The organism is Sagittula sp. MA-2, from assembly GCF_030126985.1.
Classification (GTDB): domain Bacteria; phylum Pseudomonadota; class Alphaproteobacteria; order Rhodobacterales; family Rhodobacteraceae; genus Sagittula.
The window spans coordinates 3,487,570-3,511,152 of the sequence record NZ_CP126145.1 but is presented as its reverse complement, the minus strand read 5'-3'; the positions used below and the strand labels follow the sequence as shown (position 1 = coordinate 3,511,152).

The 23,583-nt window shown below is 67.3% G+C and carries 28 protein-coding genes; 16 read left to right on the top strand and 12 right to left on the bottom strand.

Annotated elements, in window-relative coordinates; translation table 11 throughout:
• Positions 1 to 32 precede the first annotated feature (32 nt).
• On the top strand, positions 33 to 959 hold the full coding sequence (gene argF / locus QNI11_RS17180; protein ID WP_100929436.1) for an ornithine carbamoyltransferase: 927 nt from the start codon (positions 33 to 35) through the stop codon (positions 957 to 959).
• Positions 960 to 1,007: 48 nt separating this feature from the next.
• On the opposite strand, the gene QNI11_RS17175 is transcribed toward argF, so the two are convergent.
• The 3 genes from QNI11_RS17175 to hrpB all read right to left on the bottom strand — a co-directional run bounded on the left by QNI11_RS17175 (position 1,008) and on the right by hrpB (position 4,064).
• The gene (locus QNI11_RS17175) at positions 1,008 to 1,202 is read right to left on the bottom strand and encodes a hypothetical protein (RefSeq protein WP_283981065.1); all 195 of its coding nucleotides are present in this window, start codon (positions 1,200 to 1,202) and stop codon (positions 1,008 to 1,010) included.
• 96 nt (positions 1,203 to 1,298) lie between these two features.
• On the bottom strand, positions 1,299 to 1,559 hold the full coding sequence (locus tag QNI11_RS17170; protein WP_283981064.1) for a hypothetical protein: 261 nt from the start codon (positions 1,557 to 1,559) through the stop codon (positions 1,299 to 1,301).
• 27 nt (positions 1,560 to 1,586) lie between these two features.
• Positions 1,587 to 4,064, bottom strand: coding sequence for an ATP-dependent helicase HrpB (hrpB, locus tag QNI11_RS17165; protein ID WP_283981063.1), 2,478 nt, complete (start codon positions 4,062 to 4,064; stop codon positions 1,587 to 1,589).
• Between the two features lie 211 nt (positions 4,065 to 4,275).
• Between hrpB and meaB the strand changes: the two genes are divergently transcribed.
• The 5 genes from meaB to QNI11_RS17140 all read left to right on the top strand — a co-directional run bounded on the left by meaB (position 4,276) and on the right by QNI11_RS17140 (position 7,464).
• Complete coding sequence (gene meaB, locus QNI11_RS17160; RefSeq protein ID WP_283981062.1) at positions 4,276 to 5,289, top strand: methylmalonyl Co-A mutase-associated GTPase MeaB; 1,014 nt, start codon at positions 4,276 to 4,278, stop codon at positions 5,287 to 5,289.
• Entirely contained in the window at positions 5,286 to 6,077 is a 792-nt protein-coding gene (locus tag QNI11_RS17155; protein WP_283981061.1) for an alpha/beta hydrolase, read from the top strand. Before meaB ends, QNI11_RS17155 begins: the two co-directional genes overlap by 4 nt.
• A gap of 133 nt (positions 6,078 to 6,210) precedes the next feature.
• On the top strand, positions 6,211 to 6,498 hold the full coding sequence (rpmB, locus tag QNI11_RS17150) for a 50S ribosomal protein L28 (RefSeq protein ID WP_100929442.1): 288 nt from the start codon (positions 6,211 to 6,213) through the stop codon (positions 6,496 to 6,498).
• A 99-nt stretch (positions 6,499 to 6,597) separates the two neighbouring features.
• Positions 6,598 to 6,957, top strand: a complete 360-nt coding sequence (locus tag QNI11_RS17145) for a hypothetical protein (protein ID WP_283981060.1) — start codon at positions 6,598 to 6,600, stop codon at positions 6,955 to 6,957.
• Positions 6,958 to 6,993: 36 nt separating this feature from the next.
• Positions 6,994 to 7,464, top strand: coding sequence for a copper chaperone PCu(A)C (locus tag QNI11_RS17140; RefSeq protein WP_283981059.1), 471 nt, complete (start codon positions 6,994 to 6,996; stop codon positions 7,462 to 7,464).
• Positions 7,465 to 7,500: 36 nt separating this feature from the next.
• On the opposite strand, the gene QNI11_RS17135 is transcribed toward QNI11_RS17140, so the two are convergent.
• Positions 7,501 to 8,193 (bottom strand): NAD-dependent deacylase, encoded by a 693-nt coding sequence (locus tag QNI11_RS17135; protein ID WP_283981058.1) that lies wholly within the window; start codon positions 8,191 to 8,193, stop codon positions 7,501 to 7,503.
• Positions 8,194 to 8,232: 39 nt separating this feature from the next.
• Here QNI11_RS17135 and QNI11_RS17130 point away from each other — a divergent pair, with 39 nt between their 5' ends.
• A complete protein-coding gene (locus QNI11_RS17130) occupies positions 8,233 to 8,688 on the top strand; it encodes a low molecular weight protein-tyrosine-phosphatase (protein ID WP_100929446.1) in 456 nt (151 codons plus the stop codon).
• Position 8,689: 1 nt separating this feature from the next.
• On the opposite strand, the gene QNI11_RS17125 is transcribed toward QNI11_RS17130, so the two are convergent.
• Positions 8,690 to 8,884, bottom strand: coding sequence for a CTP synthetase (locus tag QNI11_RS17125; protein ID WP_283981057.1), 195 nt, complete (start codon positions 8,882 to 8,884; stop codon positions 8,690 to 8,692).
• Positions 8,885 to 9,116: 232 nt separating this feature from the next.
• Here QNI11_RS17125 and QNI11_RS17120 point away from each other — a divergent pair, with 232 nt between their 5' ends.
• Both QNI11_RS17120 and QNI11_RS17115 read left to right on the top strand, forming a co-directional pair.
• Positions 9,117 to 9,497 carry a hypothetical protein gene (locus QNI11_RS17120; protein ID WP_283981056.1) on the top strand — a complete coding sequence of 127 codons (381 nt, stop codon included), beginning with the start codon at positions 9,117 to 9,119 and terminating at the stop codon, positions 9,495 to 9,497.
• Between the two features lie 126 nt (positions 9,498 to 9,623).
• Positions 9,624 to 10,124, top strand: a complete 501-nt coding sequence (locus QNI11_RS17115) for a transposase (protein WP_283981055.1) — start codon at positions 9,624 to 9,626, stop codon at positions 10,122 to 10,124.
• Positions 10,125 to 10,197: 73 nt separating this feature from the next.
• Here the strand turns inward: QNI11_RS17115 and lepA are convergent, their stop codons facing one another.
• Positions 10,198 to 12,003 carry a translation elongation factor 4 gene (gene lepA, locus QNI11_RS17110; RefSeq protein ID WP_100929450.1) on the bottom strand — a complete coding sequence of 602 codons (1,806 nt, stop codon included), beginning with the start codon at positions 12,001 to 12,003 and terminating at the stop codon, positions 10,198 to 10,200.
• Positions 12,004 to 12,317: 314 nt separating this feature from the next.
• On the opposite strand from lepA, the gene QNI11_RS17105 reads away from it, so the two are divergent.
• From QNI11_RS17105 to QNI11_RS17090, 4 genes are all read left to right on the top strand, one after another.
• Positions 12,318 to 12,908, top strand: a complete 591-nt coding sequence (locus QNI11_RS17105; RefSeq protein ID WP_283981054.1) for a BglII/BstYI family type II restriction endonuclease — start codon at positions 12,318 to 12,320, stop codon at positions 12,906 to 12,908.
• Positions 12,909 to 12,910: 2 nt separating this feature from the next.
• Positions 12,911 to 13,564 (top strand): MT-A70 family methyltransferase, encoded by a 654-nt coding sequence (locus tag QNI11_RS17100; protein ID WP_100929452.1) that lies wholly within the window; start codon positions 12,911 to 12,913, stop codon positions 13,562 to 13,564.
• Positions 13,565 to 13,645: 81 nt separating this feature from the next.
• Complete coding sequence (locus QNI11_RS17095; protein WP_283981053.1) at positions 13,646 to 15,202, top strand: tetratricopeptide repeat-containing sulfotransferase family protein; 1,557 nt, start codon at positions 13,646 to 13,648, stop codon at positions 15,200 to 15,202.
• A gap of 86 nt (positions 15,203 to 15,288) precedes the next feature.
• Positions 15,289 to 15,651 carry an arginine transporter gene (locus QNI11_RS17090; protein WP_100929454.1) on the top strand — a complete coding sequence of 121 codons (363 nt, stop codon included), beginning with the start codon at positions 15,289 to 15,291 and terminating at the stop codon, positions 15,649 to 15,651.
• A gap of 246 nt (positions 15,652 to 15,897) precedes the next feature.
• On the opposite strand, the gene QNI11_RS17085 is transcribed toward QNI11_RS17090, so the two are convergent.
• The 3 genes from QNI11_RS17085 to hisD all read right to left on the bottom strand — a co-directional run bounded on the left by QNI11_RS17085 (position 15,898) and on the right by hisD (position 18,975).
• Positions 15,898 to 16,584 (bottom strand): aspartate/glutamate racemase family protein, encoded by a 687-nt coding sequence (locus QNI11_RS17085; protein WP_283981052.1) that lies wholly within the window; start codon positions 16,582 to 16,584, stop codon positions 15,898 to 15,900.
• 82 nt (positions 16,585 to 16,666) lie between these two features.
• Positions 16,667 to 17,677: a D-cysteine desulfhydrase gene (locus tag QNI11_RS17080; protein ID WP_283981051.1), complete on the bottom strand. Its 1,011-nt coding sequence runs from the start codon at positions 17,675 to 17,677 to the stop codon at positions 16,667 to 16,669.
• Between the two features lie 14 nt (positions 17,678 to 17,691).
• Positions 17,692 to 18,975: a histidinol dehydrogenase gene (hisD, locus tag QNI11_RS17075; protein WP_373418449.1), complete on the bottom strand. Its 1,284-nt coding sequence runs from the start codon at positions 18,973 to 18,975 to the stop codon at positions 17,692 to 17,694.
• Between the two features lie 98 nt (positions 18,976 to 19,073).
• Here hisD and QNI11_RS17070 point away from each other — a divergent pair, with 98 nt between their 5' ends.
• Positions 19,074 to 20,039: a LysR family transcriptional regulator gene (locus QNI11_RS17070; RefSeq protein ID WP_100930979.1), complete on the top strand. Its 966-nt coding sequence runs from the start codon at positions 19,074 to 19,076 to the stop codon at positions 20,037 to 20,039.
• Between the two features lie 248 nt (positions 20,040 to 20,287).
• On the opposite strand, the gene QNI11_RS17065 is transcribed toward QNI11_RS17070, so the two are convergent.
• Positions 20,288 to 21,049 carry an alpha/beta fold hydrolase gene (locus QNI11_RS17065; protein WP_283981048.1) on the bottom strand — a complete coding sequence of 254 codons (762 nt, stop codon included), beginning with the start codon at positions 21,047 to 21,049 and terminating at the stop codon, positions 20,288 to 20,290.
• Between the two features lie 117 nt (positions 21,050 to 21,166).
• On the opposite strand from QNI11_RS17065, the gene QNI11_RS17060 reads away from it, so the two are divergent.
• Positions 21,167 to 21,541 carry a hypothetical protein gene (locus QNI11_RS17060; protein WP_283981047.1) on the top strand — a complete coding sequence of 125 codons (375 nt, stop codon included), beginning with the start codon at positions 21,167 to 21,169 and terminating at the stop codon, positions 21,539 to 21,541.
• Between the two features lie 33 nt (positions 21,542 to 21,574).
• Here QNI11_RS17060 and QNI11_RS17055 read toward each other — a convergent pair whose 3' ends face one another.
• Both QNI11_RS17055 and QNI11_RS17050 read right to left on the bottom strand, forming a co-directional pair.
• Positions 21,575 to 22,297, bottom strand: coding sequence for an NUDIX hydrolase (locus QNI11_RS17055; RefSeq protein ID WP_283981046.1), 723 nt, complete (start codon positions 22,295 to 22,297; stop codon positions 21,575 to 21,577).
• Positions 22,298 to 22,315: 18 nt separating this feature from the next.
• Positions 22,316 to 22,705 (bottom strand): DUF983 domain-containing protein, encoded by a 390-nt coding sequence (locus QNI11_RS17050; protein ID WP_100929461.1) that lies wholly within the window; start codon positions 22,703 to 22,705, stop codon positions 22,316 to 22,318.
• A 243-nt stretch (positions 22,706 to 22,948) separates the two neighbouring features.
• Here QNI11_RS17050 and QNI11_RS17045 point away from each other — a divergent pair, with 243 nt between their 5' ends.
• Positions 22,949 to 23,548 (top strand): EF-hand domain-containing protein, encoded by a 600-nt coding sequence (locus tag QNI11_RS17045; protein ID WP_198521729.1) that lies wholly within the window; start codon positions 22,949 to 22,951, stop codon positions 23,546 to 23,548.
• The last annotated feature ends 35 nt before the right edge of the window (positions 23,549 to 23,583 follow it).

Genomic DNA, 23,583 nt, shown 5'->3' with positions numbered 1-23,583 from the left:
CGGTTCCTCCGCAAGAGCAAAGAATTCGACCGATGAACCACTTCCTCGACATCCACAAGACCGACAAGGATGCCCTCAGGGGCATCATCGACAACGCCCGGGCCGTGAAGGACGCGCGCAAGGGCAAGCCGAAGGTGGAACCCGACGACGAGCTGCCGCTGAAGAACCGCATGGTGGCGCTGATCTTCGAGAAACCCTCGACCCGCACGCGCACCTCCTTCGACGTGGGCGTGCGCCAGATGGGGGGGCAGACCATGGTGCTGTCGGGCTCCGACATGCAGCTGGGCCACGGCGAGACCATCGCCGACACCGCCCGCGTCATGTCGCGCTACGTCGACATGATCATGATCCGGACCTTCGACGAATCCGTGCTGGAGGAGATGGCCGAATACGCCTCCGTCCCGGTCATCAACGGGCTGACCGACCGCACGCATCCCTGCCAGATCATGGCCGACGTGATGACCTTCGAAGAGCACCGCGGTCCGATCGCCGGCAAGAAGGTGGTCTGGTGCGGCGACGGCAACAACGTCTGCGCCTCCTTCCTGCATGCCGCCGGGCAGTTTGGCTTCGACCTGACCTTCTCCGGGCCCGTCCAGCTCGACCCGGAGCCGGAATTCGTCGGCTGGGCGCGCCAGCAGGGCAGCAAGATCACCATCGAGCGCGACCCGGCCAAGGCCGTTGAGGGCGCCGACCTCGTGATCGCCGACACGTGGGTGTCGATGCACGACGCGCAAAGCGCGCGCGAGCGGCGGCACAACATGCTGCGCCCCTACCAGGTGAACGCGGCGCTCATGGCGCATGCCAAGGACGACGCGCTGTTCATGCACTGCCTGCCCGCGCACCGCGAGGAAGAGGTCACCTCCGAGATCATGGACGGCCCGCATTCGGTCATCTGGGACGAGGCGGAGAACCGTCTGCACGCCCAGAAAGCGATCATGCGCTGGTGTGTCGGCGGCTGATCCGTCACCGGCACGACATCCAGTAGGGTGCAGATCCTGCACCCTTCCTCAGAACACCGCCTGCGCCAGCCAGTAGATGCTGCCGGCCCAGAAGGCGGGGACGACCGTCCAGACCAGCGCCCAGACCAGAGGTCGCGCCGGGTGCTGGTCCTCCCACCTGCGGGGGCCGCGATAGACGACGAAGGGTGCGGTGGCGCCGATGCGGCGCGGAAGCTCGGCAGGATCGGGTGCGGAATCGGTCAAGGCAGCCTCTTCTTTCGGTTTCCGTTGCCAGAACGTTACCGGGCCGTGGTTAATTTTCCTTGAGTGTCCTTCGGGCCACGGCTGCGCCAAGGCCCGTCAGAAGAGCTGCTCGGCCGCCCAGACCACCGCGACCAGCCAGACCACCGGCACCAAGGCCATGACCAAGGCCCGCACCATCAGCAGGTTCAGGTCCGTGGTCTCACCGCGGTGCGCCGCGCGCAGGTGCGGCACGGGGGCGAAGCGGCGCTGTGCCTGTCCCAGGCGCGAACGCAGCGGTTCGGGGGCGAGCATCGGCATGTCCTGTCCTTTCGCGATCTGCGACAGGCACTTAGCGAGCCATCCGTTAACGCGGTCCAAGGTCTTTGCGGCGCTGACGGGGCGATTTCACGTCCCGCGCGGTTTCGCGCGCAGCGTGGGATCGGCCTCTGTCGGGTCCTCAGGCCAGGGGTGGCGAGGGTAGCGCGCGCGCATTTCCTTGCGCACGTCGGCATAGGATCCGGACCAGAAGCCGGGCAGGTCCATGGTGGTCTGCACCGGGCGCTGCGCCGGCGACAGCAGCGTGACCTTCAGCGGCGTCCGCCCGACCATCGGGTGGGTCGTCTGGCCGAACATTTCCTGCAGCCTGAGCGAGATTTCCGGATGATCGCCGGAGTAGTCGATGGGAATCTGCCGTCCCAGCGGCGTGGTGAAATGCGCCGGGACCGCTGTGTCGAGCGCCTGCATCTGTCCCCAGTCCAGCCGTCCGCGCAGCGCGGGCAGAAGGTCGAACCGCTTCCAGTCGTCGGCGGTCTTCACCCCGTCTAGGTAGGGCAGGAGCCAGTCTTCGAGGTCGTCCATCAGGGCCTCGGGCGACATGTCGGGCAGATCCTGTCCGGCCTCGCGGGCCAGCGCCACGCGGGCGAGGAACCTGTGGACAGGTCCGGATAGTGCAAGGCCGAGGTCCCGGACACCGTCCAGCATAGCCCTGGATATCGCATCCGTGGGAGCGTCCTTCCAGACGCGGTCGTCGAGCGCGATGGCGCCCAGCCGTTCCTGGCGGCGGGCGACCACGCGACGTTCCCGTTTTGACCACGCGCAGGTGTCGACCCAGCCGATGCTGTCGGCGAAGAGCGTGCGCACTTCGGACAGCGAGATCGCGATGGCCTGCCGGATCCTGGCCTCTCGCGGGTTGCCGTCCGTGTCGGTGACGACGATCAGCCGTTCGCCGGCCAGCGGATCGGACTCGTCCATCACCGCGCCCTTTCCGCCCGACAACTGGAAGCGCGGCGCGTCTCCCTTGCGTCTGAGGCCGATGCGGTCGGGGTAGGCGAGGGCGGCCATTTCCGCCGCGGACCAGTGCCTGTCGGTATCCCGGGATTCCCCTGCCGTTCCAGCCCGTTTGGCACTTATCCTCGTGCTCTTGGCGAGCCGCCGGGCCTCCTGCCGGATGCGGTCGAGCGCGGGGCGGCGCAGACCGATGGCGCGGGTCTCCTGAAAGCGTTTCGGATCGGCCAGCGCCTCCAACCTGAGGGACAAGTCTGTGGATGCTCCTGTGAGTGGATCGCGATCCGACAAGAGTGCAGCCGTTTCAGCGGCGGATGCACCGCAGGTCTGAAGCATATGGGCAAGCCGCGGGTGCAGCGGAAATGTGGACAATTGACGCCCGTGCGCGGTGATCCGGCCCTCGGCGTCCAGCGCGCCCAGCATTTCGAGCAGCGCGCGCGCCTCCGACAGTGCGCCCGGCGGTGGCGGCGTCAGGAAGGGCAGGTCCTCCGCGCCCCAGAGCGCCAGTTCCAGCACGAGCGAAGACAGGTCGGCTGCCTCGATTTCTGCCGGTGGGAAGGGGCTTAACGCGCCTTCCTCACCCTTCGTCCAAAGCTTGTAGGCGGTGCCCGGGGCGACACGCCCGGCGCGCCCGGCACGCTGCGTGGCCTCGGCGCGGGTCACGCGCTCCGTCACCAGCCGGGACATGCCGGAGCCGGGATCGAAGCGCGCCCTACGTGCTTTCCCGCCGTCGACGACGACGCGGATGTCCTCGATGGTCAGCGATGTTTCGGCGATGGAGGTGGCGAGCACCAGTTTGCGTCCGTCCGTTTCCGGCCGGATGGCGGCGCGCTGGTCCTTCAGGTCCATGGCACCGAACAGGGGGCGGATATGGGTGCCGGCGGGGAGGCGGCCCTTCAGCAACGCCTCTGTCCGGCGGATTTCACCTTCGCCCGGGAGGAAGGCGAGGATGCCGCCTTCGGTCTCGGTGTGGGCCTTGACGATCAGGTCGGCCATGGCGGCGTCGAAGCGGGTCTGCTTCGGCAAGGGCGTGTCACGCCAGACGGGCTCCACCGGGTAGGCGCGGCCTTCGGAGGTCACCACCGGCGCGCCCATGAGTTCGGCCACCGGGGCGGCGTCGAGCGTGGCGGACATCACCAGCAGGATCAGGTCGTCGCGCAGCGCGCCCGCGATCTCGAGGCAGAGCGCGAGGCCCAGATCGGCGTTGAGGGAGCGTTCGTGGAACTCGTCGAAAAGCACCGCGCCGATGCCGCCAAGCTCCGGATTGGACTGGATCATCCGCGTGAGGATGCCCTCGGTCACGACCTCGATCCGGGTGTCCTTCGACACGGCGCTTTCGCCGCGCATCCGGTAGCCGACGGTCTGGCCCGGCTGTTCGCCCAGTTGCTCGGCCAGCCGTTGCGCGGCGGCGCGCGCGGCCAGCCGGCGGGGTTCGAGCATGACGATCCGGCCCTCGGTCAGGCCCGCGTCGCGCAGGGCGAGCGGCACACGCGTCGTCTTGCCCGCGCCGGGCGGGGCCTGCAGCACGGCCCGGCCGTTGGCACGCAGGGCGGCGATCAGCTCGGGCAGGGCGGCGTCGATGGGCAGGGTCTGGGACATGTGCCCCTTATCCACACGCCGTGTGTTGAGGCAAGGGAGGCGGGTCGCCTCAGTTTTTCCACGATGGTATGAACGGACAGGTTCACTCCGCCCGGCGTTTGCGTTTACTTCGTCGCGGAGGCTGACCCGGCAGGCGGTCGGGTCTTTCGGGGCCGGGCACCCGGTTTTGGGACATCGCGGTTTCGCGGAACGGAAGAAAAACGAAAGGCGAATGCAGGTGGTGAAGGTTGCAGAGGCCGGGCAGGGCGCTCAACTCCAGGCGATGAAAGAGGCTTTGCTGGCCGGGGATCGCCGGGCCCTCGCAAAGGCGATCACGATGGCCGAAAGTTCCCGGACGGAGCACCGGGAAACGACATCGCAGCTTTTGGGGGAACTGGCGGGCTGTGAGCGTCAGGCGTTGCGAATCGGATTGTCCGGAACGCCGGGTGTCGGGAAATCGACCTTCATCGAAGCCTTCGGGATGATGCTGATCGAAAAGGGCCTGAAGGTGGCGGTGCTGGCGGTGGACCCGTCTTCGGCGCGCTCGGGCGGTTCGATCCTCGGCGACAAGACCCGGATGGAGCGGCTGTCGCGCGAACGCAACGCCTTCATCCGTCCTTCGCCCGCGCAAAGCCAGTTGGGCGGTGTTGCGCGCCGCACGCGGGAGGCCATCGACCTCTGCGAGGCGGCGGGCTTCGACGTGGTGCTGATCGAGACGGTCGGCGTCGGTCAGTCGGAGACCATGGTGGCCGAGATGTGCGACCTGTTCCTTCTGCTGCTGGCGCCCGCGGGCGGCGACGAATTGCAGGGGGTGAAGCGCGGGATCATGGAGATGGCCGACATCCTGCTGGTCAACAAGGCGGACGGCGAGTTGAAGCGGCAGGCGGTGCGGACCTGCGCGGACTATTCCGGGGCGCTGCGGCTGCTCAGGAAGCGGCCGCAGGACCCGCAGGGCTTCCCGAAGGCGATGACCGTCTCTGCCATTGAGCGGAACGGGCTGGACGCGGCTTGGTCCGAGATGACGGCGCTGGCGGACTGGCGGCGGGAGAACGGGCATTTCGACGCGCGCCGGGCCGAACAGGCGCGTTTCTGGTTCGAGGCGGAGGTGCGCGACGGCCTGCTGGCCCGCCTGCGCGAACCCGGGCCGAAGAAGGCGATGGCGGAGCTTGCGGCAGAGGTCGCGGCGGGGAACCTGTCGCCCGGCCTCGCCGCCCGGCAGATTCTGGAGGAGCACCTCGGCCAATGAAGCCGCATCCGGTGTTCGACGGGACCCGCCTGAAGGCGACGGTCTTTCGGCCCCGGAGGAAGAAGCTGTTCGTCAGCTTCCGCCAACGTGTCGGCGACCCGGGGAGCTTTGACACGCCGCGCCCGGTGATGGGCTTCGTGACCCGCAGCTTCGCGCATGTGCACATTCAGTCCCGCGACAACGACTGGTTCATCAACGACGAGACGGAAGCGCTCGAGGCGGCCCTCGCGCGCTTTGTCGGCCGCTACGACGAGGTGGTGGCGATGGGGTTTTCCATGGGCGGCTACGGTGCCCTCAGGTTTGCCCGCACGTTGAAGGTCGACCGGCTGCTGGCGATCTCACCGCAGGTGTCGATCGACCCGGATGTGGTGCCCTTCGACCGCCGCTACCGGGCGGAGGCAGAGGGCTGGAATGGGGCGCTCGGTAATCTGGAGGGGCGCACGACGGAGGTGCGCGGTGGGGTGCTGGTCGATCCGTTCAAGAACAGGGACGTCGAACACGGGCGGATGATCTGCGCGCTCTTCCCGCAGCTGACGCTGGTCATGCTGCCCTGTGGCGGGCACCCGGCGACCCGGGCGATCCGGCAAGGGGGAAGCTTCGACTGGCTGAAGACCGGACTGGCCGAGGGGCTTGCCGATCCGCGTGAAATAGGCAGGGTGCACCGCATGGTCCGGCGCCGGTCCGAAAGCTACTGGCGTAACCTCGCGCAGGTGGCCCGCTACCGCGGTCGCGAGGGTCTGGCGCAACGGGCAGACGCCGAGGCAGAGGCCCTGACGGAGAGGGCTTGACGACTCCGCTCCATATGCCTAGAAGCCGCAGAACGAGATTCTGGGCGCCTTCCCTCAAACGGGCGGCGCCCTTTGATATTGGCGCGGTATGGGGCTGACAAGGCTCTGGCCGACTGACAATGAGGACGAAACGATGTCGCGTGTTTGCGAACTGACCGGTAAGGGCCCGATGGTTGGCAACAATGTCAGCCATGCCAACAACAAGACCAAGCGGCGTTACCTGCCGAACCTGAACGACGTGACCCTGCAGTCGGAGACTCTGGGCCGCGGCGTCAAGCTGCGCATCTCCGCGCATGCTCTGCGTTCGGTCGACCACCGCGGTGGCCTGGACAAGTTCCTGGCCAAGGCGAAGGACACCGAGCTGTCCGACCGCGCCCTGAAGGTCAAGAAAGAGATCGCGAAGGCACAGGCAACCGCCTGATCCCTTTGCAGGACTATTGCAGCGGCCCCGGGTGGAGACATCCGGGGTCGTTTGCTTTTGTCGCATGACGCGCCCGAACCGCCCGGCTATAAGGCGCGCATGACACGAATGATGTCCCTGACCCGCGGGCTTCTGGCCCCCCTGCTGATCGTGGTGCTGGTGATGACCGGCTTCGCGGCCGGTGTGGCGCGTGGTCAGGCGACGCCTGTGGGCCTCGTGGAGATCTGCCGCGGCCTGACCGTGGTCAAGGTCGCCGTGGACGCCGACGGGCACGCGGTGGGGCATGTGCACCTCTGCGACGACGGGATGATGGCGCTGTTCGCCTCGGTAGGTCTGGCGGGGGTGGAGGACGGTGTGTCGTTCGTCTGGCAAGCCGTTGCAGGCGATGTGCGGCACGCCGCCCTGACCAGCGCCGACAGGCCGTCGGCAACTGCGCGGGGGCCGCCGCTTTCCCTTTGATTTCAAGTCTGAACATCAAATGGAAAGGTACTGAAAATGATGAAATCCGTTCTGGCAGGCGCGGTTGCGCTGATCCTTGCCACCCCCGCCTTCGCCGATATCGAGGTCGTGGACGCCTATGCCCGCGCCGCGAGCCCCACGGCCAAGGCCGGGGCCGCCTTCATGGTGATCCGCAACACCGGGTCCGAGGACGACCGCCTGATCGCTGCCGCCTCCGACATCGCGGCGCGGGTCGAGTTGCACACCCACAAGGACATGGGCGAGGGCGTCATGAAGATGATGCACGTCGAAGAGGGCTTTGCCGTGCCCGCCGGTGACATGCACGCGCTGGCCCGCGGCGGCGATCACGTGATGTTCATGGGGCTGTCCCGCCCGATGGCACAGGGCGACACGGTGACCGTCACGCTGACCTTCGAGAAGGCCGGCGAGGTCGTCGTGGACATTCCGGTTGACCTGGAGCGCGAGGACATGGGCGGCCACGGGGCCGGTATGTCCATGGGAAACTGAGGGGAACCGGCGGCGTTTCGGCGCCGCCCGCCCCGTTCACCTGCCGATAAGCTCTTCGACCCAGGCTGGAATGGTCCGGGTCGCCGGACCGAGACGCCGCTGGTGAAAGACGTTTGACGTGGGTTCGAGGTTCAGCTCGATGCACTCCGCTCCGTATTCCGACGCCAGCTGCGAAAATCCCGCAGCGGGATAGACCTGTCCCGACGTGCCGATGGAGGCGAAGATGTCAGCCGTTTCAAGGTGTTCCGCAATCTCGTCCATGTGGTACGGCATCTCGCCGAACCAGACGACATCGGGGCGGGCGCTGCGGGCCTCGCAGGCGGGACAGGCGGTGTCCCGGTCGATCGTGTCGGGGGCGGTCCAGCGGTGATCGCAGCGGTGGCACAGCGCCGAATCGAGCGCGCCGTGCATGTGGATCACCCGGGCGCCCGCCTTCTCGTGCAGGCCGTCGACGTTCTGCGTGACGATGACGACCTCTCCGCCGTAGTCCCGCTGCAACCGCGCCAGCGCGTCATGGGCGGCGTTGGGGTGGGCGGTGCGGGACTGGGCGCGGCGGGCGTTGTAGAAGGCCTGCACAAGATCCGGGTTGCGGGCGAAGGCCTCGGGGGTGGCGACGTCCTCGATCCGGTGCTGCGACCAGAGGCCGCCTTCGTCGCGGAAGGTGGCGAGGCCGCTTTCGGCGGACAGGCCCGCGCCGGTGAGGATCACGATTTTCCCGTTCTGTGTCATGGACTTGTCCGTGGGGATTTCGCGCGGCATAGTCGCCGCATGACCCAGCGTATCCTCTTCGTCTGTCTTGGCAACATCTGCCGGTCCCCCTCTGCCGAGGGGGTGCTGAGGGTTAAGGCCGCCCAGAGGGGCATTAACCTCGATCTCGACAGTGCGGGGACGGGCGACTGGCACGCCGGAGAGCCGCCCTATGGACCGATGCAAAACGCAGCCAAGGCAAGGGGTTACGACCTCTCCGGGTTGCGGGCGCGGGTGGTCCGGGTGGAGGACTTCACCGACTTCGACCTGATCGTCGCCATGGATGCGGACAACATGGCCAATCTGCGGCGGATGCGGCCGGAGGGGGGCGCGGAGGTGAAGCTCTTCACCGACTTCGCGCCCGAAGGCTCCGGCTGGACCGAGGTGCCGGACCCCTATTACACCCGCGACTTCGACGGCGCGCTGGACCTGGTGGAGGCCTGCGCGGACGGCCTTCTGGACGCGCTAAGCCGTTGAGTTACGTGGGCTTTGCCGGGCCGTAGAGGGCCCTGGCCACGAACCACGAGATCGGCAGCGAGACCACGAAACCGATGGCCGCGGCGATGACGATGGGGGTGAGGGTGTCGTAGCCCGCGACGAGGGCCGCGATGATGAGGCTGCCGGCCACCGAGGTGGAGATCAGCGAGTAGAGGATGCTGGCGAGGCGGAACATTCAGACCTCCTGAAATCGGGTTAATCCTACCACATCTCGTATATTCCGGTTTTCTCATCTGTGCGTTGACCTGCGTCAAACCGGGGGCGCCCGGTGGCTTAACCCTTCGCCGTTTACCATTCCTTATGGTGAGTCCCGGCCGGTTCGGGGGGCCTTTCCGGCCGGTTCTTAACCTTTGGCCGAAAACCGGGGCGCGGGGCCCCGGATGCGGCATCGGAGAATCGGAGGGCGCATGGATGTCGAGATCAGGGCAATGAGCATCACGGAGTTCCGGGAGAACGTCGCGGCGCAACTGCGCTACGTCGAACAGACGGGCGGACAGCTCTGGCTGCAACGCCGTGGTCGCGTCGGCTGCGCCGTGGTGCCCTTCTACCAGGTGAAGGTGCTGGACACGCTGCTGGGCGCCTCGGTGGAGGAGAAGGCGGACGGGCTGAACCGCGAGTACGAGGCCCACGCGGCGGCAAAGCGCATACAGGCCGCAGAGGACCGCGCGCGTCTGGAACGCGGGCTTGGCGCCGGCGGCGCGGTGCGCACACGGATGCTGCGGGCGCTGCTGGAGGAGGGGTTCGATCCGTGGGAGAGCGATGGGGTCAGGAGGGGGACTTGGCGGTAGGTGGGGGGGCCGTCCGGGGGACGGTTCATCTGAAAGACGGGCGAAGCCCCGGCGGGAGCATTGGTGCGTGAATCACGCACCCTACGGTGTTGACCGATCGTTAACTATGATCGGGGAGGGTGCTGCATGTCCCGATACATTCGACCCAATGTCACAGGCGCGACCGTGTTCTTTACCGTGGCACTGGCAGAGCGCGGAGATGACCTGTTGGTGCGCGAGGTAGATCGGTTGCGAGAGGCTGTGCGGCGAACGAAGCGGGATCATCTTTTTGGGATCGAGGCGTGGGTGGTGTTGCCGGACCACATCCATTGCATCTGGCAGTTGCCTGCCGGGGATCGCGATTACGGGATGCGGTGGCGATTGATCAAGGCCCGGTTTTCTCACGGTCTGCCAGAGGGTCAACGGCGCGCCAGTCATGTGGCGCGCGGTGAACGCGGGATTTGGCAAAGACGGTTTTGGGAGCACCACGTTCGCGACGATGCGGAGCTTGCGCGATTGATCCGGTATTGTTGGATCAATCCAGTGAAACACGGCTTGGTGACACGTCCCGAGGATTGGCCGTTCTTGTCGGTGCATCGGGACGCGCGTTTTACGCCGGGCGCGGTTACGACGATGTCGGGTGCGTGATGCACGCACCATTCACCAGCTTATCCGGACAACCCGGTGCGTGATTCACGCACCCTACGGGGGATGGACAGCCTCAGCTGTCCATCTTCAGCGCCGAAATAAACGCTTCCTGCGGGATCTCGACCTTGCCGAACTGGCGCATCTTCTTCTTGCCGGCCTTCTGCTTTTCCAGAAGTTTCTTCTTCCGGGTGGCGTCGCCGCCGTAGCACTTGGCGGTTACGTCCTTGCGTAGGGCGGAAAGCGTCTCGCGCGCGATGACCTTGCCGCCGATGGCCGCCTGGATCGGGATCTTGAACATGTGGCGCGGGATCAGGTCCTTGAGCTTTTCGCACATGGCGCGGCCGCGCATCTCGGCCCGGTCGCGGTGGACCATCATCGACAGCGCGTCGACCGGCTCGTCGTTGACGAGGATCTGCATCTTGACGAGGTTGTCCTCGCGGTAGCCCACGAGCTGGTAGTCGAAGGAGGCGTAGCCCTTGGTCACCGATTTCAGCCGGTCGTAGAAGTCGAAGACGACCTCGTTCAGGGGCAGGTCGTAGACCACCATGGCGCGCTGCCCGGCGTAGGTCAGGTCGAGCTGGATGCCGCGGCGGTCCTGGCAGAGCTTCAGCACGTCGCCCAGGTAGTCGTCGGGCACGAGGATGGTCGCCTTGATGCGCGGTTCCTCGATGTGGTCGACCTTTGTCATGTCGGGCATGTCGGCGGGGTTGTGGAGGTCGACCTTCTCCCCGTCCTTCATGTAGAGGTGGTAGATCACGCTGGGCGCGGTGGTGATCAGGTCGATGTCGTACTCGCGTTCGAGCCGGTCGCGGATCACCTCGAGGTGCAGGAGGCCGAGGAACCCGCAGCGGAAGCCGAAGCCGAGGGCGGCGGAGGTCTCCATCTCGTAGGTGAAGGAGGCGTCGTTCAGGGCCAGCTTCTCGATCGCGTCGCGCATGTCCTCGAAGTCGTTGGCGTCCACGGGGAAGAGGCCGCAGAAGACCACGGGGATCGACGGCTTGAAGCCGGGGAGCGGGGTCTCCGCGCCCTTCTTCTCGGTGGTGATGGTGTCGCCCACGCGGGTGTCGCGGACCTGCTTGATGGAGCCGGTGAAGAAGCCGATCTCGCCGGGGCCCAGTTCCTTGACGTCCTGCATGGCGGGGCGGAAGACGCCCAGCTTGTCGACGCCGTAGCGGCCGCCGGTCTTCATCATGCGGATGTTGTCGCCCTTGCGGATCGTGCCCTCCATCACGCGGATCAGCACGACGACGCCGAGGTAGGGGTCGTACCAGGAATCGATCAGCATGGCCTTGAGCGGCGCGTCGGGGTCCTTCTCCGGCGGGGCGGGCAGGCGGGTGACGATGGCCTCCAGCACCTCGGGGATGCCGACGCCGGTCTTGGCGGAGATCAGGCAGGCGTTCGAGGCGTCGATGCCGATCACGTCCTCGATCTGCTCGGCCACGCGGGCGGGTTCGGCGGCGGGCAGGTCGACCTTGTTCAGGACCGGCACGATCTCGTGGTCGGCCTCGATGGCGGTGTAGACGTTGGCGAGCGTCTGCGCCTCGACCCCCTGGGAGGCGTCGACCACCAGCAGCGAGCCCTCGCAGGCGCGCATCGAGCGGCTGACCTCGTAGGCAAAGTCCACGTGTCCGGGGGTGTCGATCAGGTTCAGCACGTAGGTGTTGCCGTCCTTCGCCGGATAGTCGATGCGGACGGTGTTCGCCTTGATGGTGATGCCGCGCTCGCGCTCGATGTCCATCGCGTCGAGCATCTGCTCCTTCATGTCCCGCTCGGCCACGGTGCCGGTAAGCTGGATCAGCCGGTCGGCCAGGGTGGATTTCCCGTGGTCGATATGGGCGACGATGGAGAAGTTGCGGATCAGGTTCTGGGGGGTGCTCATGCGGGCGCTCGAGTCCTTCGGGGAAGGGCTTGGGTTTGATGGGTGCATATGGCTTGGAAAGGGGGGAATGGCAAGGGTTGTGCGCAGGACGGCGTAAGGCAGCCCCGATGGCGTCCTGCCGAGACGTACTGCCGGGAGCGACTGTTGGAGCAGAGCATTCGCAAGAAGTCCGTGCTTGCTGCTTGAATTGGCGCCCACTGGCTTCCAGCCTAGCAACTCGACCCTACGATAACTCCGGAAAAGTTCCCGCGACGCTTGCAAGAGTACCTCGATGACCGCTACAGAGAGTAGTGTACACGCACGCGAGCTACTAGATGCTGAACGATCGTTTGCCACCTTTTGTGAGAGAAAACTACTTCTGTGGGGAGTGGCATCACGCCAGTGCAGTCATGGCAGGAGACCATCCTAACGAGTGGTCTGATTTGATGAATGCACTGAGCATCTTTCGTCTAAAGAAATCATACATCGCGGCAGGAGGAGGGCGGAAGACCAAATTGGCTGACGACTTCGATGCGCTCTTCATGTCTAAGGGATGGAAAGAAAAGAAATTTGATACACGCGTTGCGGTTGACGATCAGGAGTACGACACTCCAACCCACAAAATTGACATGTACAAGAACGGTGTGGCCATAGAACTCGAATGGAACAACAAGACCGAGTTCTATGATAGAGACCTCAACAACTTTCGGCTGTTGTATCATCTGAGGACGGTCAATGTCGGCGTTGTCGTGACGAGAGCGGATGAACTACAGGAGATTTTTAACGATCTTGGCAGAGGATCGTCGTATGGGCCGTCAACGACGATTTTATCAAAATTGGTAGCGAAGGTTGAAGGTGGCGGAGCCGGGGGCTGTCCGGTCCTTACCTTCGGCATCCGCAAGAGCCTCTATCGGGAGAACGAATAAAGATGACAGCAGGCGACGATCTCTTGAAAGAATTGGCCGGGCGCAAATTCCAAACCATTCTTGCAGACCCACCGTGGCAGTTTCAAAACCGCACTGGAAAGATGGCCCCAGAGCACAAACGGCTAGCACGTTATCCCACCATGACGCTTGACGATATTTGCGACTTGCCAGTTGAAGCGGTGGCAGGTGATCCAGCGCATTTGTATTTGTGGGTTCCAAATGCGCTTCTGCCTGAAGGTTTGAAGGTCATGGAGCACTGGGGCTTCAAATATAAGTCTAACCTTATCTGGTACAAAATCCGAAAGGATGGTGGTCCAGACCGGCGAGGGGTTGGCTTCTATTTCAGGAATGTAACTGAAGTTCTGCTGTTCGGTACGCGCGGAAAAAACGCGCGTACGTTGCAACCGGGGAGATCACAAGAGAACATCATTTCGGCTCAAAAACGGGAGCACAGCCGAAAGCCGGATGAACAATATGATTTGATCGAGCGGTGCAGTTTTGGCGAGCGGCTGGAGTTGTTCGCGCGCGGTCCTCGTGCCGGCTGGACTGTTTGGGGCAATCAATCTGACGAGTACGCTCCGACATGGGCTACATACGCCAACCACTCACAGTCCAAGGTTATTCCCCTTTCGAAGCGGGCAAATAAGGCCTCCTGAAAGAGGTTGCAAAGTCGCCGTCCCATTCCCCGGTAAGCCCGTCTTTACCCATCTGCCTTAGGCAGGGGGAAAGGAGGCGTCATGCAGCAGTCTTTTCCCATCGCCGGCGATCCGCCGCAGGAGATACTCGACCAGCTTGTCGCCCTGCATGGCGCGGGGCAGAGCGTCGTGGTCGCGGAGGAGACGGGCAAGCTGTTGCAGGCTTTCCCGGCGTCTTACGTGCTCTGGCAGATCTACGGCGGCGTGCTGCTGGCGCTGGGCCTGTTCGCGGAGGCGGAGAAGGCGCTGGGGCAGGCGGCGGCGCTCAGGCCCGACCTGTCGGAGGCGCTGTCCAACCACTCTGTCGCGCTGCGCGCGGTCGAGCGGATCGACGAGGCGGAGGTGCGGGCGCGGGGCGCGCTGGCGCTTGCGCCCGAGGCGGCGCGGGCCATGGTGGAACTGGCGGCGGTGCTGCTTTACCGCGGCGAGATGGCGGAGGTGCAGGCGCTCTGCGAGCAGGTGCTGCGGCAGGAACCGGACAACGCGGCGGCGATGAACAACCTCGGGGTGGCGTTGCAGGCGCAGGGGCAGGCGAAGGCGGCGCGCACCGCCTTCCGCAAGGCGGTCCGGGCGGCGCCGCGTTTCGCTGAGGCGCACAGGAACCTCGCGGCGGCCAAGACCTGGACGGCGGAGGATGCGCAGCTCAGGCAGATGCGGGCGATTGCCGACGACCCGCTGACCCCGCCGCCCGAACGGATGCGGATCTGCGCGGCGCTTTTCACCGCCTATGACCGGCTGGGCAAGGAGGCACAGGCCTGGCGCTGCCTGTCGGAGGCCAACGCCCTGCGCAAGGCCCGGCAGGGTTACGGGATCGCGCAGGACCGGGCGCTGTTCGCGCGGCTGCGCGAGGTCTTCGGCGGCCTCGATCCGCTGGAGGCGGAGGCGGGCGCGGTGGTGCCGGTGTTCATCCTCGGGATGCCGCGGTCGGGGACGACGCTTGCGGAACAGATCGTCTCTGCCCATCCGGAGGTGACGGGCGCGGGCGAGCTGGGCGTGGTGAACGCGCTGGCGCAGCCCTTCCTGTCGGGCGAGGCGGCGCCGGACGCCGGGGCGCTGGCGGCCTTCCGCGAGAGTTACCTGCAGAGCATGGGGCTGCGGGCGGAGGGGCGGCGCTTCGTCACCGACAAGATGCCGCACAACTTCCGCTATATCGGCCTGATCGCCGCCGCCCTGCCGGAGGCGCGGATCGTCCATGTCACCCGCCGGCCGGAGGCCGTGTGCTGGTCCAACCTCGCGCATTACTTCGTGTCGGAGGGGCTGGGTTATGCCAACGATCCGGGCGACGTGGCGGCCTACCACGGGCTGTACCGCGACCTGATGGCCTTCTGGGGGGCGCGCTGGCCGGGACGCATCCGGCGGCTGGACTACGAGTCGCTGGTCAAGGCGCCGGAGGCGGAGACACGCGCGCTGATCGCGGACCTCGGCCTGGCGTGGGACGCCGCCTGCCTGCGCCCCGACCTGAACCGGCGGGCGGTGCAGACCGCCTCCACCGCGCAGGTGCGCCGCCGGGTCTATACCGGCAGTTCCCGGTCGTGGCGGCGCTACGAACCGTACCTCGACGGTGCATTTCACCACCTGCAGGAGATCGCGGATTCTTGAAACCGCGGCGCTTCTGACGCATGATAGGCGTCAGAGCAGTCCCGGGAGAGATGGCACAGCCACACCCGGCCGTTAGGACAGGTGGAATGACAAGGATCTTGCTGGGCACGATGCTGTGCCTGACGCTGGCCGCATGTGGCGGCGGCCGGAGCGACAACCGGAACAAGGGCTACAACACGACGGTGGCCCCGGCCTTCGCCGCGGGGCAGGTGGCGCGGGCGTGCATGTCTTCTGGACGCAAGGCCGCCAACGTGCAGCTGTGCGGCTGCGTGCAGGCGGTGGCCGACCGCGATCTCAGGGGCGGTGACCAGAGCATGGCCGCCAGCTTCTTTTCCGACCCGCACCGCGCGCAGGAAATCCGCCAGTCGGACAACCCGCATCACGAAGAATTCTGGAAGCGCTACAAGGTCTTCGCGGAACGGGCAGAGCAGACCTGCACCGGCCTTTGAAGCTGGTCCCGGCCCGGCTTTTGGCCGGGCGGTGGGGATGGGCGGTGCCTGTGCGCGCGGGCCTTCGCGTCGGAGGCTCGTCGCGCTTCGCCTCGACGTGATGGCCGGGGTGGGGTGAGAAGGCCGGGCGTGCGAGCACGCGTGGTGGCATGGGCTGCGCCGTGCCGCAGGCCGTCCGAAACCCCGATATGTCCGGACATTTGAAACCTTCTACGCGCGCCGCAGGCGCGCGCGGGTCGGCGCGCGTCAGCGCGGCGAAACCTGCTCCTGCCGGGGGCGGGCGACCTCCACGATCCGCGCCACGAGGCAGTCGAGGCTGTCCGTCCAGGCCACGTCGTCCGGCAGCAGCGGTGCCGCCAGGGAGAGTTCCGTGCAGGCGATCAGGATGTGGTCGGCGCGCGGCAGAAGCTGCCGTGCGGCCCTTGTCAGCGCCGGGGCGATGTCCGTGGCCGAAGCGCCGCCCTTGACCGCGCGGATCATCTCCAGCACCGGGCCGTCGTCCTCGGGCGCCACGTAGGGCTGGCGGAGGTAGCTGTCGAAGATCCCGGTCAGCCGGGTCGCGGGGGAGGCGAGGATGCCGATCCGGCCCTTGCCCTCCAGCGCCTTCGCGGTCTCCGAGAGCATGTCGAGGAAGGGCAGGGTGCAGGCGGCGCGGATGCCGTCGGCATAGGCATGGGCGGTGTTGCAGGGCATGGCCAGGGCGTCCGCCCCGGCGGCCTGCAGGTCGCGCGCCATGGCCTGCAGTGCGGGCAGGGGCGAGGGGCCGGTGCCTTCGATCAGCGCGGCGATGCGCGAGGGCACGGCGGGGTTCTGGTGGACGATCAGAGGTACATGATCGGCGTCGTCCCGGGCCGGGACCGCGTCGAGCACCTTCTGCATCAGAAGGATCGTCGCCTGCGGCCCCATGCCGCCGAGGATGCCAACCGTCGTCATGCCGGGCGGGGGAAGACTTTTCGACGAAAAGTCTTGGTGCTGGATGATTTTTCGAGAAAAATCATCGGGGCCGCCGGGTGGGTCATGCGCGCGCTGCCTTCTCGAAGCAATGGGTGTAGCCGGTCAGGCCGATGGCGCCGCCGGTGTGCAGGAAGACCACGCGTTCGCCTGCCTTGAAGTGGCCCTTGCGGATCAGGTCGATCAGGCCCGCCGCGCCCTTGGCGGAATAGACCGGGTCGAGCAGGATCCCTTCGGTCTTCGCGAAGATGTCGATGGCCTCCAGCGTGCTTTCGGCGGGCAGTCCGTAGCCGTCGCCGATGTAGTCGCAGTTCGCCACCACGTCCTCGCGGCCGACCACGCCTGCGCAGCCCAGCTTCCCGGCGGTGGCGCAGGCGAGCTTGTAGACGTTGCTTTCCTGCGTGTCCTGCGGGGCGCGCACGCCGATGCCCAGCACCGGGATGCCCGCGTTCAGCGCCTTCAGCCCGGTGACCAGCCCGGCCTGCGTCCCGGCAGAGCCCGTGGCGTGCACGATGTGGTCGACGGCAAGGTGCGCCTCCGTCACCTGCGCGAGGAGTTCGAGCGCGCAGTTCACGTAGCCCAGCGCGCCGGTGGGGTTCGAGCCGCCGCCGGGGATGGTGTAGACCTTTGCGCCGCCGGCGCGGCGGTTTTCGGCCACCTTCTCCATCTCGGCGTTCATGTCGCCGCCCGCCGGGCGGTGTTCGATGCTGGCGCCGTGCAGCACGTCCAGAAGGACGTTGCCGTTGTGGCGGTAGTTCTCGTGCGTGTAGCCGGTGCGGTCCTCCAGCAGGAGGTGGCAGCCGAGGCCCAGCCGGGCCGCCGCGGCCGCCGTCTGGCGGGCGTGGTTCGACTGGGTCGCTCCTTGGGTCATCACCAGTTCGGCGCCTTCCTGCACCGCCTCGGCCATCAGGAATTCCAGCTTGCGGGTCTTGTTGCCGCCGGTCGAGAGGCCGGTGCAGTCGTCACGCTTGATCCAGAGTTCCGGCCCGCCCAGCAGTGCCGAGAGCCTTGGCATGGGTTCCAGCGGCGTGGGCAGGTGGGCGAGGCGGAGGCGCGGGAAACGGGTGAGGTTCATGGTGCGGTCTTTCGTCAGGCCCGGAGGGCGGTGGTCGGGGGAACGGCGGTCAGGCGCGCCTCGGCCGAGAGCGCGTGTCCGGTCATGCCTTCGGCGCGGGAGATCACGCTGGTGGCACGGGCGAGGGCGGGCAGCGCCGCGTCGGTGGCGCGCTGCCAGGTCACCGTCTTGAGGAACTTGTGGACAGAGAGCCCGCCGGTGTAGCGCGCCGCGCCGGAGGTGGGCAGCACGTGGTTCGGGCCGGAGGCCTTGTCGCCGAAGGCCACCGTCGTTTCGGCCCCGAGGAAGAGCGAGCCGTAGGCGGTAAGCCGCCCCTGCCACCAGTCGAGCGCGGTGGTGTGCAGGTGCAGGTGTTCGGGGGCTGTGCGGTCGGCTTCCTCGGCCATCTCCTCGCGGCTGTCGCAGAGGATGATCTCGCCCATGGCGTCCCAGGCGGTGCGGGCCGTGTCGGCGTTGGTGCCGCCGAGGCGGGCGCAGGTGTCCGGCATCAGGTCGCGGACGCGGCGGGCCAGCGGTTCGTGATCGGTGATCAGCCAGCAGGGCGAGGTCGGCCCGTGTTCCGCCTGACCGGCGAGGTCGAGCGCCACGAGGGCCGGATCGGCGGTGGCGTCGGCGAGGATCATCAGGTCGGTGGGGCCGGCGAGGGTGTCGATGCCGGTCGGGCCGAAGAGCTGGCGCTTGGCCTCCGCCACGTAGGCGTTGCCCGGCCCGGCGAGGATCGCGGCGGCGGGTGTGCCGAAGAGGCCGAATGCCATGGCGGCGATGCCCTGCACCCCGCCCAGCGTCAGGATCGTGTCGGCCCCGGCGAGGTCCATGGCGTAGAGCGTGGCGGCGTCGATGCCGTGGGCGTCGCGCGGCGGGGCCACGGCGGTGACATGCGGCACGCCCGCGGCCTTCGCGGTGGCGATGGTCATCAGGGCGGAGGCGATATGCGCATACCGCCCGCCCGGCACGTAGCAGCCCGCCGCCGAGACGGGGATCGAGCGTTGCCCGGCGATCAGGCCGGGGCGCAGCTCGGTCTCGAAGTCGTGGAGCGATGCGCGCTGCGCCCGTGCGAAGGCGGTGATGTTGGCATGGGCGTAGGCCAGCGCCTCCTTCAGCTCGGGCGGCACCCGTGCGGCGGCGGCCTCGATGGCGGTGCGCGGGGTGACGATCGGGCCGGTCCAGCCGTCGAGGCGCCGGGCGTAGTCGCGCGCCGCGTCGTCACCGCCGGTGCGCAGCCGGGCGAGCATGATCTCGACGGTGTCGCGGGTGTCGCCCGTTGCGGCAGGGGGCAGGCCGGGGGCGGATTTGATCATTCGGGGCATCGAAGGGTCCTTGACGGGCGGGATGACAGAATTGTTGATGAAGGTGCATATTCGTGTTTTTCGAATATGCGGATGTTCAGGAGGCGCCGATGCTGACCAAGGGGGTGACCCTGCGCGGGCTCGAGGTGTTCGAGGCGCTGGCCGAGAGCGGATCGGTCGCGCGCACCGCGGAACTGACCGGGCTGAGCCAGCCCGCGGTCAGCCAGCAGATGCGCAACCTCGAGACGGCGCTGGGCGTGGAGCTTGTCGACCATGGCCGCCGGCCGATGATGCTGACGCCCGCGGGCCGGGCCTTCCTCAGCCGGGCGAAGGCGGTCTTGCGCGAGTTGCGGCTGGCGCAGAGCGAGCTGACGGTGATGGATCTCGCGCATCTGGCGGTGCTGAACCTCGGGGTGATCGACGATTTCGACAACGATCTGACGCCGCGGCTGGTGACGATGCTGGCGGAGAGCATGACGCGCTGCCGGTTCAAGCTGATCACCGCGCCGAGCCACGAGATCTCGGAGGAGATCCGCGCGCGCCGCCTGCACCTTGCCATCGCCGCGTCGAGCGGGGAGGTCATGCCCGGCGTGGTCGAATACCCGCTGGTGCGAGACCCCTATATCTTTGTCTGCGCGCGCGGGGCCGTGCAGGCGGCGGGCAGCATCGAGGCGCTGATGCACGGCGCTCCGCTTCTGCGCTACGACCGGGCGCAGGTGGTCGGACGGCAGATCGAGGCGCATCTGGCCCGGCAGAAGCTGACCTTTCCCGAACGCTTCGAGATCGGCGCCCACCTGTCGCTGATGACGCTGGTGGCGCGCGGCGTGGGCTGGGCCCTGACGACCTCGCTCCAGTACATGCGGGCGGGGCGGATGCACGACCGGATGGAGGTGCATCCGTTGCCGTTCAGCCCCTTTGCGCGGACGATCTCGCTTTATGCCGGGTCGGACTGGACCGACGAGGTGCCGCGCGACGTGGCGCGCACGATGCGGATGCTGGTCAGCGACATGGTCATCGGTCCGGCCTGGGCAAAGCTGCCCTGGCTCGAAGGCGATCTGAAGATACTGGACGGCTAGGGACCTGCGCATGGCGTACAGGTTGTCGCACCTGTGCGCCCTGTCCAGAGGGCCGCGCGCTCATTTGCGAACGTCATCCCGCATATTCGGATTTCCCGAATATAGCGTTCTGCGGGCCGGGGTCCGCGGGCGTCGCCGATGCTTCGGTGGGCCGCCGGGAAACCGTGCCGCCGCCGGAACGGGGGGACGATGCCTGCCGGTGCCGCCGGAGAGTCGGTCCCGTGGCGCGGAGATTCTCCGCGCCCGCTTCAGGACACGGCGGAGAGGAACGCCCGGACGGAAGCCTCGAACCCGCGCGGATCGTCGGCGTGCAGCCAGTGGCCCGCTTGCGGCATCTTGGCAAAGCGCGCCTTTGGGAACAGGTGGCGGATGGTGTCGCGGTGCTCGGGCAGCACGTAATCCGACTGTCCGCCGGACAGGAACAGCGTCGGGCCGGTGTATTCCCCGTCGATCTCCGGGAAGCCGAGGATCTTCGCCATCTCCGCCTCGAGCGCGTCGAGGTTGTACTTCCATTTCTTCGCCTTCACGTCGAGCGACTGGGTGAAGAAGCTTTGCAGCGCCTTGTCCTCGACGTGTTCCGCCAGTTGCGCCACGGCGTCCGAGCGGCGCTCTACCTGTGCGAGGTCGACCTCGCGCATGGCGTCGATGAACTGCTGCTGGCTGTGGCCATAGGCGACCGGCGCGATGTCGGCCACGAGGAGCGAGGCGACCTTTTCCGGGTGCATCAGCGCCAGCGTCATCGCCGCCTTGCCGCCCATCGAGTGGCCCACCACATGCGCGCGGCCGCCGTGGGCGTCGATCAGCTCGGCCAGGTCGGCGGCGAGGTCGGGGTAGCCGTGGCTGTCCGATTGCGGGCTGTCGCCGTGGTTGCGCATGTCGGGGGTGAGGACGAAGTGTTCCTCGGCCAGCCGCCGGGCGATCACGCCCCAGTTGCGGCCCGATCCGAACAGCCCGTGCACGATCACCAGCGGCGTGCCCTGCGGCGTCCCGTATGTCAGCGTGTTCAACATGCCGCCTAGATAGGACGCGGCCGGGACGAGGGCCAGAGCAATTGTCGACGGACCGGGAACGCTGTGGTCACGGGTCTGCAATTGAGGCGGAAATGCGGCGGCGGGTAGTGTCCGTGCATGCAGGTGGAACGGGACATGGCGCGCCGCGTGGCGCGGGTCGAGCGGCTTCTGGCGCGCAGGATGGGGCTTAAGCGCGGTTCCCTTGCGTTGCGGGTGAAGCGTGCCCGGGGTGCCCTGCCTGACGACGTGCGCCGCGATCTCATGGCTTTGGTGGCGGCGCGGAAGGGCGCGGGACATCCGAAGATCGCCCGCCAGATCGACGCGCGCGCCATGGCCGAGGCCGAGCGGCGCGTCACGCGGTTCCTCAACGGCCCGGTGCTGCGGGACCGCCGGATGACGCGACGGGTGCGCTGGACGGCGGCGATGGTGCTGAACCTTGCGCTGGTCGCGCTGGGCGTGGCGTGGTTCGCCGCGTGGATTGGGCTGGTCTGAGGCGGGGGCAGCAGGCGCCCCGCGCCATCCGTATCAGTCGCGCAAGGGCGCTCCGCGCAGCCGGAGGAACAGGCTTTCCTCGTCGTCGTTGCGGAAGAACGGCACGGAATCCGGCGGGGTGTCGTCGGTGGCGCGCGCCGCTATCTCGGCCAGCACGACCTCGGTGATGAAGGGCATGTCGTAATCGCGGATCTCGTCCACGGCGATCCATTGCAGGTGCGACAGCTCGTCCGTGGCGTTGGAGAAGTCGTCGGGATCGGACATCAGCGCCTCTGCGTCCAGCAGGAAGAAGCGCGCGTCGAAGCGGCGCGGGCGGCCCGGCGGGGTGATCGCGCGAAACACGAACTGCAGCCCCTCGGCAGAGGGTCGGTGCCCGGTGCCCGCGAAGCTGAGCCAGTCGGGAGGCACGGCGCCGGGCCAGGGCGCGGGGGTGCCGAGGATCTGACCGGTTTCCTCCCAGAGCTCGCGCACGGCGGCAGCGGCCAGCGCACGGGACATGCCGGGGGCGGAGTCCTCTTCCAGCCGCGCGGCGCAGAGCGACGAGAGCGGCCGGGCGAGGTTGATCATCGCGTCGCCCCTGTCCACGGCACCGCCGGGGAAGACGAACTTGTTGGGCATGAAGGCGGCCTTCGCACCGCGCTGGCCCATCAGCACCCGGGGCCGGGTCCGGCGGTCGCGCAGCACGATCACGGTGGCCGCGTCGCGCAGGGCGGTCTTGTCGGGGATCTGGTCGGCGGGCGGGGCGGTTGTCGTCATGGCGTCTCCTCCGGGCGGTCAGCCGGGGCGCGCGAATCCGTGCATCCCCCGGGCCCACTGGAAGGCCACGATCGCCCCTTTCAATCGGGGCAGAAGGTAGAGGGAAAGCGCAACGCAGCCAACTGCAAAGATCGTGAAGAGCACGAGCGGATCGGGGCGCCATGCCTCGAACACGATCAGGAGCAGCGGTGCCATGATGTGCCCGACGATGAGGATCGTCAGGTAGGCCGGGCCGTCGTCGGCCCGGTGGTGGTACAGTTCCTGCCGGCAGACCGGGCAGGTGTCGCGCACCTTGAGGTAGCCGGACAGGAGCGGTCCGGAGCCGCATTTCGGACAGCGCCTGCGCCAGCCCCGCCAGAGCGTCGGCCAGATCGGCGTGTCTGCTGTGATGTTGCCTGAGTGCCGCATGAAAACCCGTCCCTCCTCGAGCGCGAAAGATGCGCGCAAGGTACGGCTTATGAAAGGGGGCGAAACGTCCTTGCGGCGGCGTGTCACATTCGGACCGTTTGCGCTCACGCCGGAGTGATGGGGTTCTGCGCGTTTTTCGTGCGGTGGGCCGACGGAAAGCGCGGCCGCGTCCGTGGAACCCTGCAGAGACGCCGGTGAACGGCGCTCGGGACAGGTTCGACAGAAACCATGGAGACTACGACAATGACCAGGACGACTTCGACCCTCTGGATGACCGCGGCGCTTGTGGCGGTGCTGACCACCGCCGGTGCGGCGCAGGCCCGTGACTTCGGGCGCGGCCCGGACGGGGCGCACGGCGGCATGGGTCCGCACGGCTTCTTCCCGGAAGAGATGTTCGCCGCGGCGGACGCCGATGGCGACGGCAAGATCACCGAGGACGAGATGAAGGCCGCTGCCGAGAAGCGCTTTGCCGACGCCGACACCAATGGCGACGGCATGCTGAGTGCCGACGAGATGGTCGCCCGGGCCGAGGCCCAGCGCGAGGCGCGCCGCGTGGAGCGGATGACCGAGCGCAGCCAGGCGATGATCGACCGGCTGGACTATGACGGCGACGGCATGCTGAGCCTCGACGAGGCGCAGCGCCAGGCCCCGGCGGACATGTTCGACCGGATGCTGGAGCGGCTGGACACCGACGGTGACGGCGCGCTGAGCCAGGAAGAGATCGCGGCGGCCAAGACGAAGATGCGCGAGCGGCATGCCGACCGCGGCCATGGCCCGCGCGGCGAACGTGGCGAACGCGGAGAACCCGGCCAGGGCCGTTTCCCCTGGCGTCACGACCGCTGAGTTCATGAGTGCGCACCCCGGGCCGGCCTTTTGGC

Bases quoted from the DNA above. Each gene is read 5' to 3' on its own strand.
- argF (WP_100929436.1), top strand. From the start codon at position 33: ATGAACCACTTCCTCGACATCCACAAGACCGACAAGGATGCCCTCAGG.
- hrpB (WP_283981063.1), bottom strand. From the start codon at position 4,064: ATGTCCCAGACCCTGCCCATCGACGCCGCCCTGCCCGAGCTGATCGCC.
- meaB (WP_283981062.1), top strand. From the start codon at position 4,276: ATGCAGGTGGTGAAGGTTGCAGAGGCCGGGCAGGGCGCTCAACTCCAG.
- QNI11_RS17155 (WP_283981061.1), top strand. From the start codon at position 5,286: ATGAAGCCGCATCCGGTGTTCGACGGGACCCGCCTGAAGGCGACGGTC.
- rpmB (WP_100929442.1), top strand. From the start codon at position 6,211: ATGTCGCGTGTTTGCGAACTGACCGGTAAGGGCCCGATGGTTGGCAAC.
- QNI11_RS17145 (WP_283981060.1), top strand. From the start codon at position 6,598: ATGACACGAATGATGTCCCTGACCCGCGGGCTTCTGGCCCCCCTGCTG.
- QNI11_RS17140 (WP_283981059.1), top strand. From the start codon at position 6,994: ATGATGAAATCCGTTCTGGCAGGCGCGGTTGCGCTGATCCTTGCCACC.
- QNI11_RS17135 (WP_283981058.1), bottom strand. From the start codon at position 8,193: ATGACACAGAACGGGAAAATCGTGATCCTCACCGGCGCGGGCCTGTCC.
- QNI11_RS17130 (WP_100929446.1), top strand. From the start codon at position 8,233: ATGACCCAGCGTATCCTCTTCGTCTGTCTTGGCAACATCTGCCGGTCC.
- QNI11_RS17125 (WP_283981057.1), bottom strand. From the start codon at position 8,884: ATGTTCCGCCTCGCCAGCATCCTCTACTCGCTGATCTCCACCTCGGTG.
- QNI11_RS17120 (WP_283981056.1), top strand. From the start codon at position 9,117: ATGGATGTCGAGATCAGGGCAATGAGCATCACGGAGTTCCGGGAGAAC.
- QNI11_RS17115 (WP_283981055.1), top strand. From the start codon at position 9,624: ATGTCCCGATACATTCGACCCAATGTCACAGGCGCGACCGTGTTCTTT.
- lepA (WP_100929450.1), bottom strand. From the start codon at position 12,003: ATGAGCACCCCCCAGAACCTGATCCGCAACTTCTCCATCGTCGCCCAT.
- QNI11_RS17105 (WP_283981054.1), top strand. From the start codon at position 12,318: ATGCTGAACGATCGTTTGCCACCTTTTGTGAGAGAAAACTACTTCTGT.
- QNI11_RS17100 (WP_100929452.1), top strand. From the start codon at position 12,911: ATGACAGCAGGCGACGATCTCTTGAAAGAATTGGCCGGGCGCAAATTC.
- QNI11_RS17095 (WP_283981053.1), top strand. From the start codon at position 13,646: ATGCAGCAGTCTTTTCCCATCGCCGGCGATCCGCCGCAGGAGATACTC.
- QNI11_RS17090 (WP_100929454.1), top strand. From the start codon at position 15,289: ATGACAAGGATCTTGCTGGGCACGATGCTGTGCCTGACGCTGGCCGCA.
- QNI11_RS17085 (WP_283981052.1), bottom strand. From the start codon at position 16,584: ATGACGACGGTTGGCATCCTCGGCGGCATGGGGCCGCAGGCGACGATC.
- QNI11_RS17080 (WP_283981051.1), bottom strand. From the start codon at position 17,677: ATGAACCTCACCCGTTTCCCGCGCCTCCGCCTCGCCCACCTGCCCACG.
- hisD (WP_373418449.1), bottom strand. From the start codon at position 18,975: ATGATCAAATCCGCCCCCGGCCTGCCCCCTGCCGCAACGGGCGACACC.
- QNI11_RS17070 (WP_100930979.1), top strand. From the start codon at position 19,074: ATGCTGACCAAGGGGGTGACCCTGCGCGGGCTCGAGGTGTTCGAGGCG.
- QNI11_RS17065 (WP_283981048.1), bottom strand. From the start codon at position 21,049: ATGTTGAACACGCTGACATACGGGACGCCGCAGGGCACGCCGCTGGTG.
- QNI11_RS17060 (WP_283981047.1), top strand. From the start codon at position 21,167: ATGCAGGTGGAACGGGACATGGCGCGCCGCGTGGCGCGGGTCGAGCGG.
- QNI11_RS17055 (WP_283981046.1), bottom strand. From the start codon at position 22,297: ATGACGACAACCGCCCCGCCCGCCGACCAGATCCCCGACAAGACCGCC.
- QNI11_RS17050 (WP_100929461.1), bottom strand. From the start codon at position 22,705: ATGCGGCACTCAGGCAACATCACAGCAGACACGCCGATCTGGCCGACG.
- QNI11_RS17045 (WP_198521729.1), top strand. From the start codon at position 22,949: ATGACCAGGACGACTTCGACCCTCTGGATGACCGCGGCGCTTGTGGCG.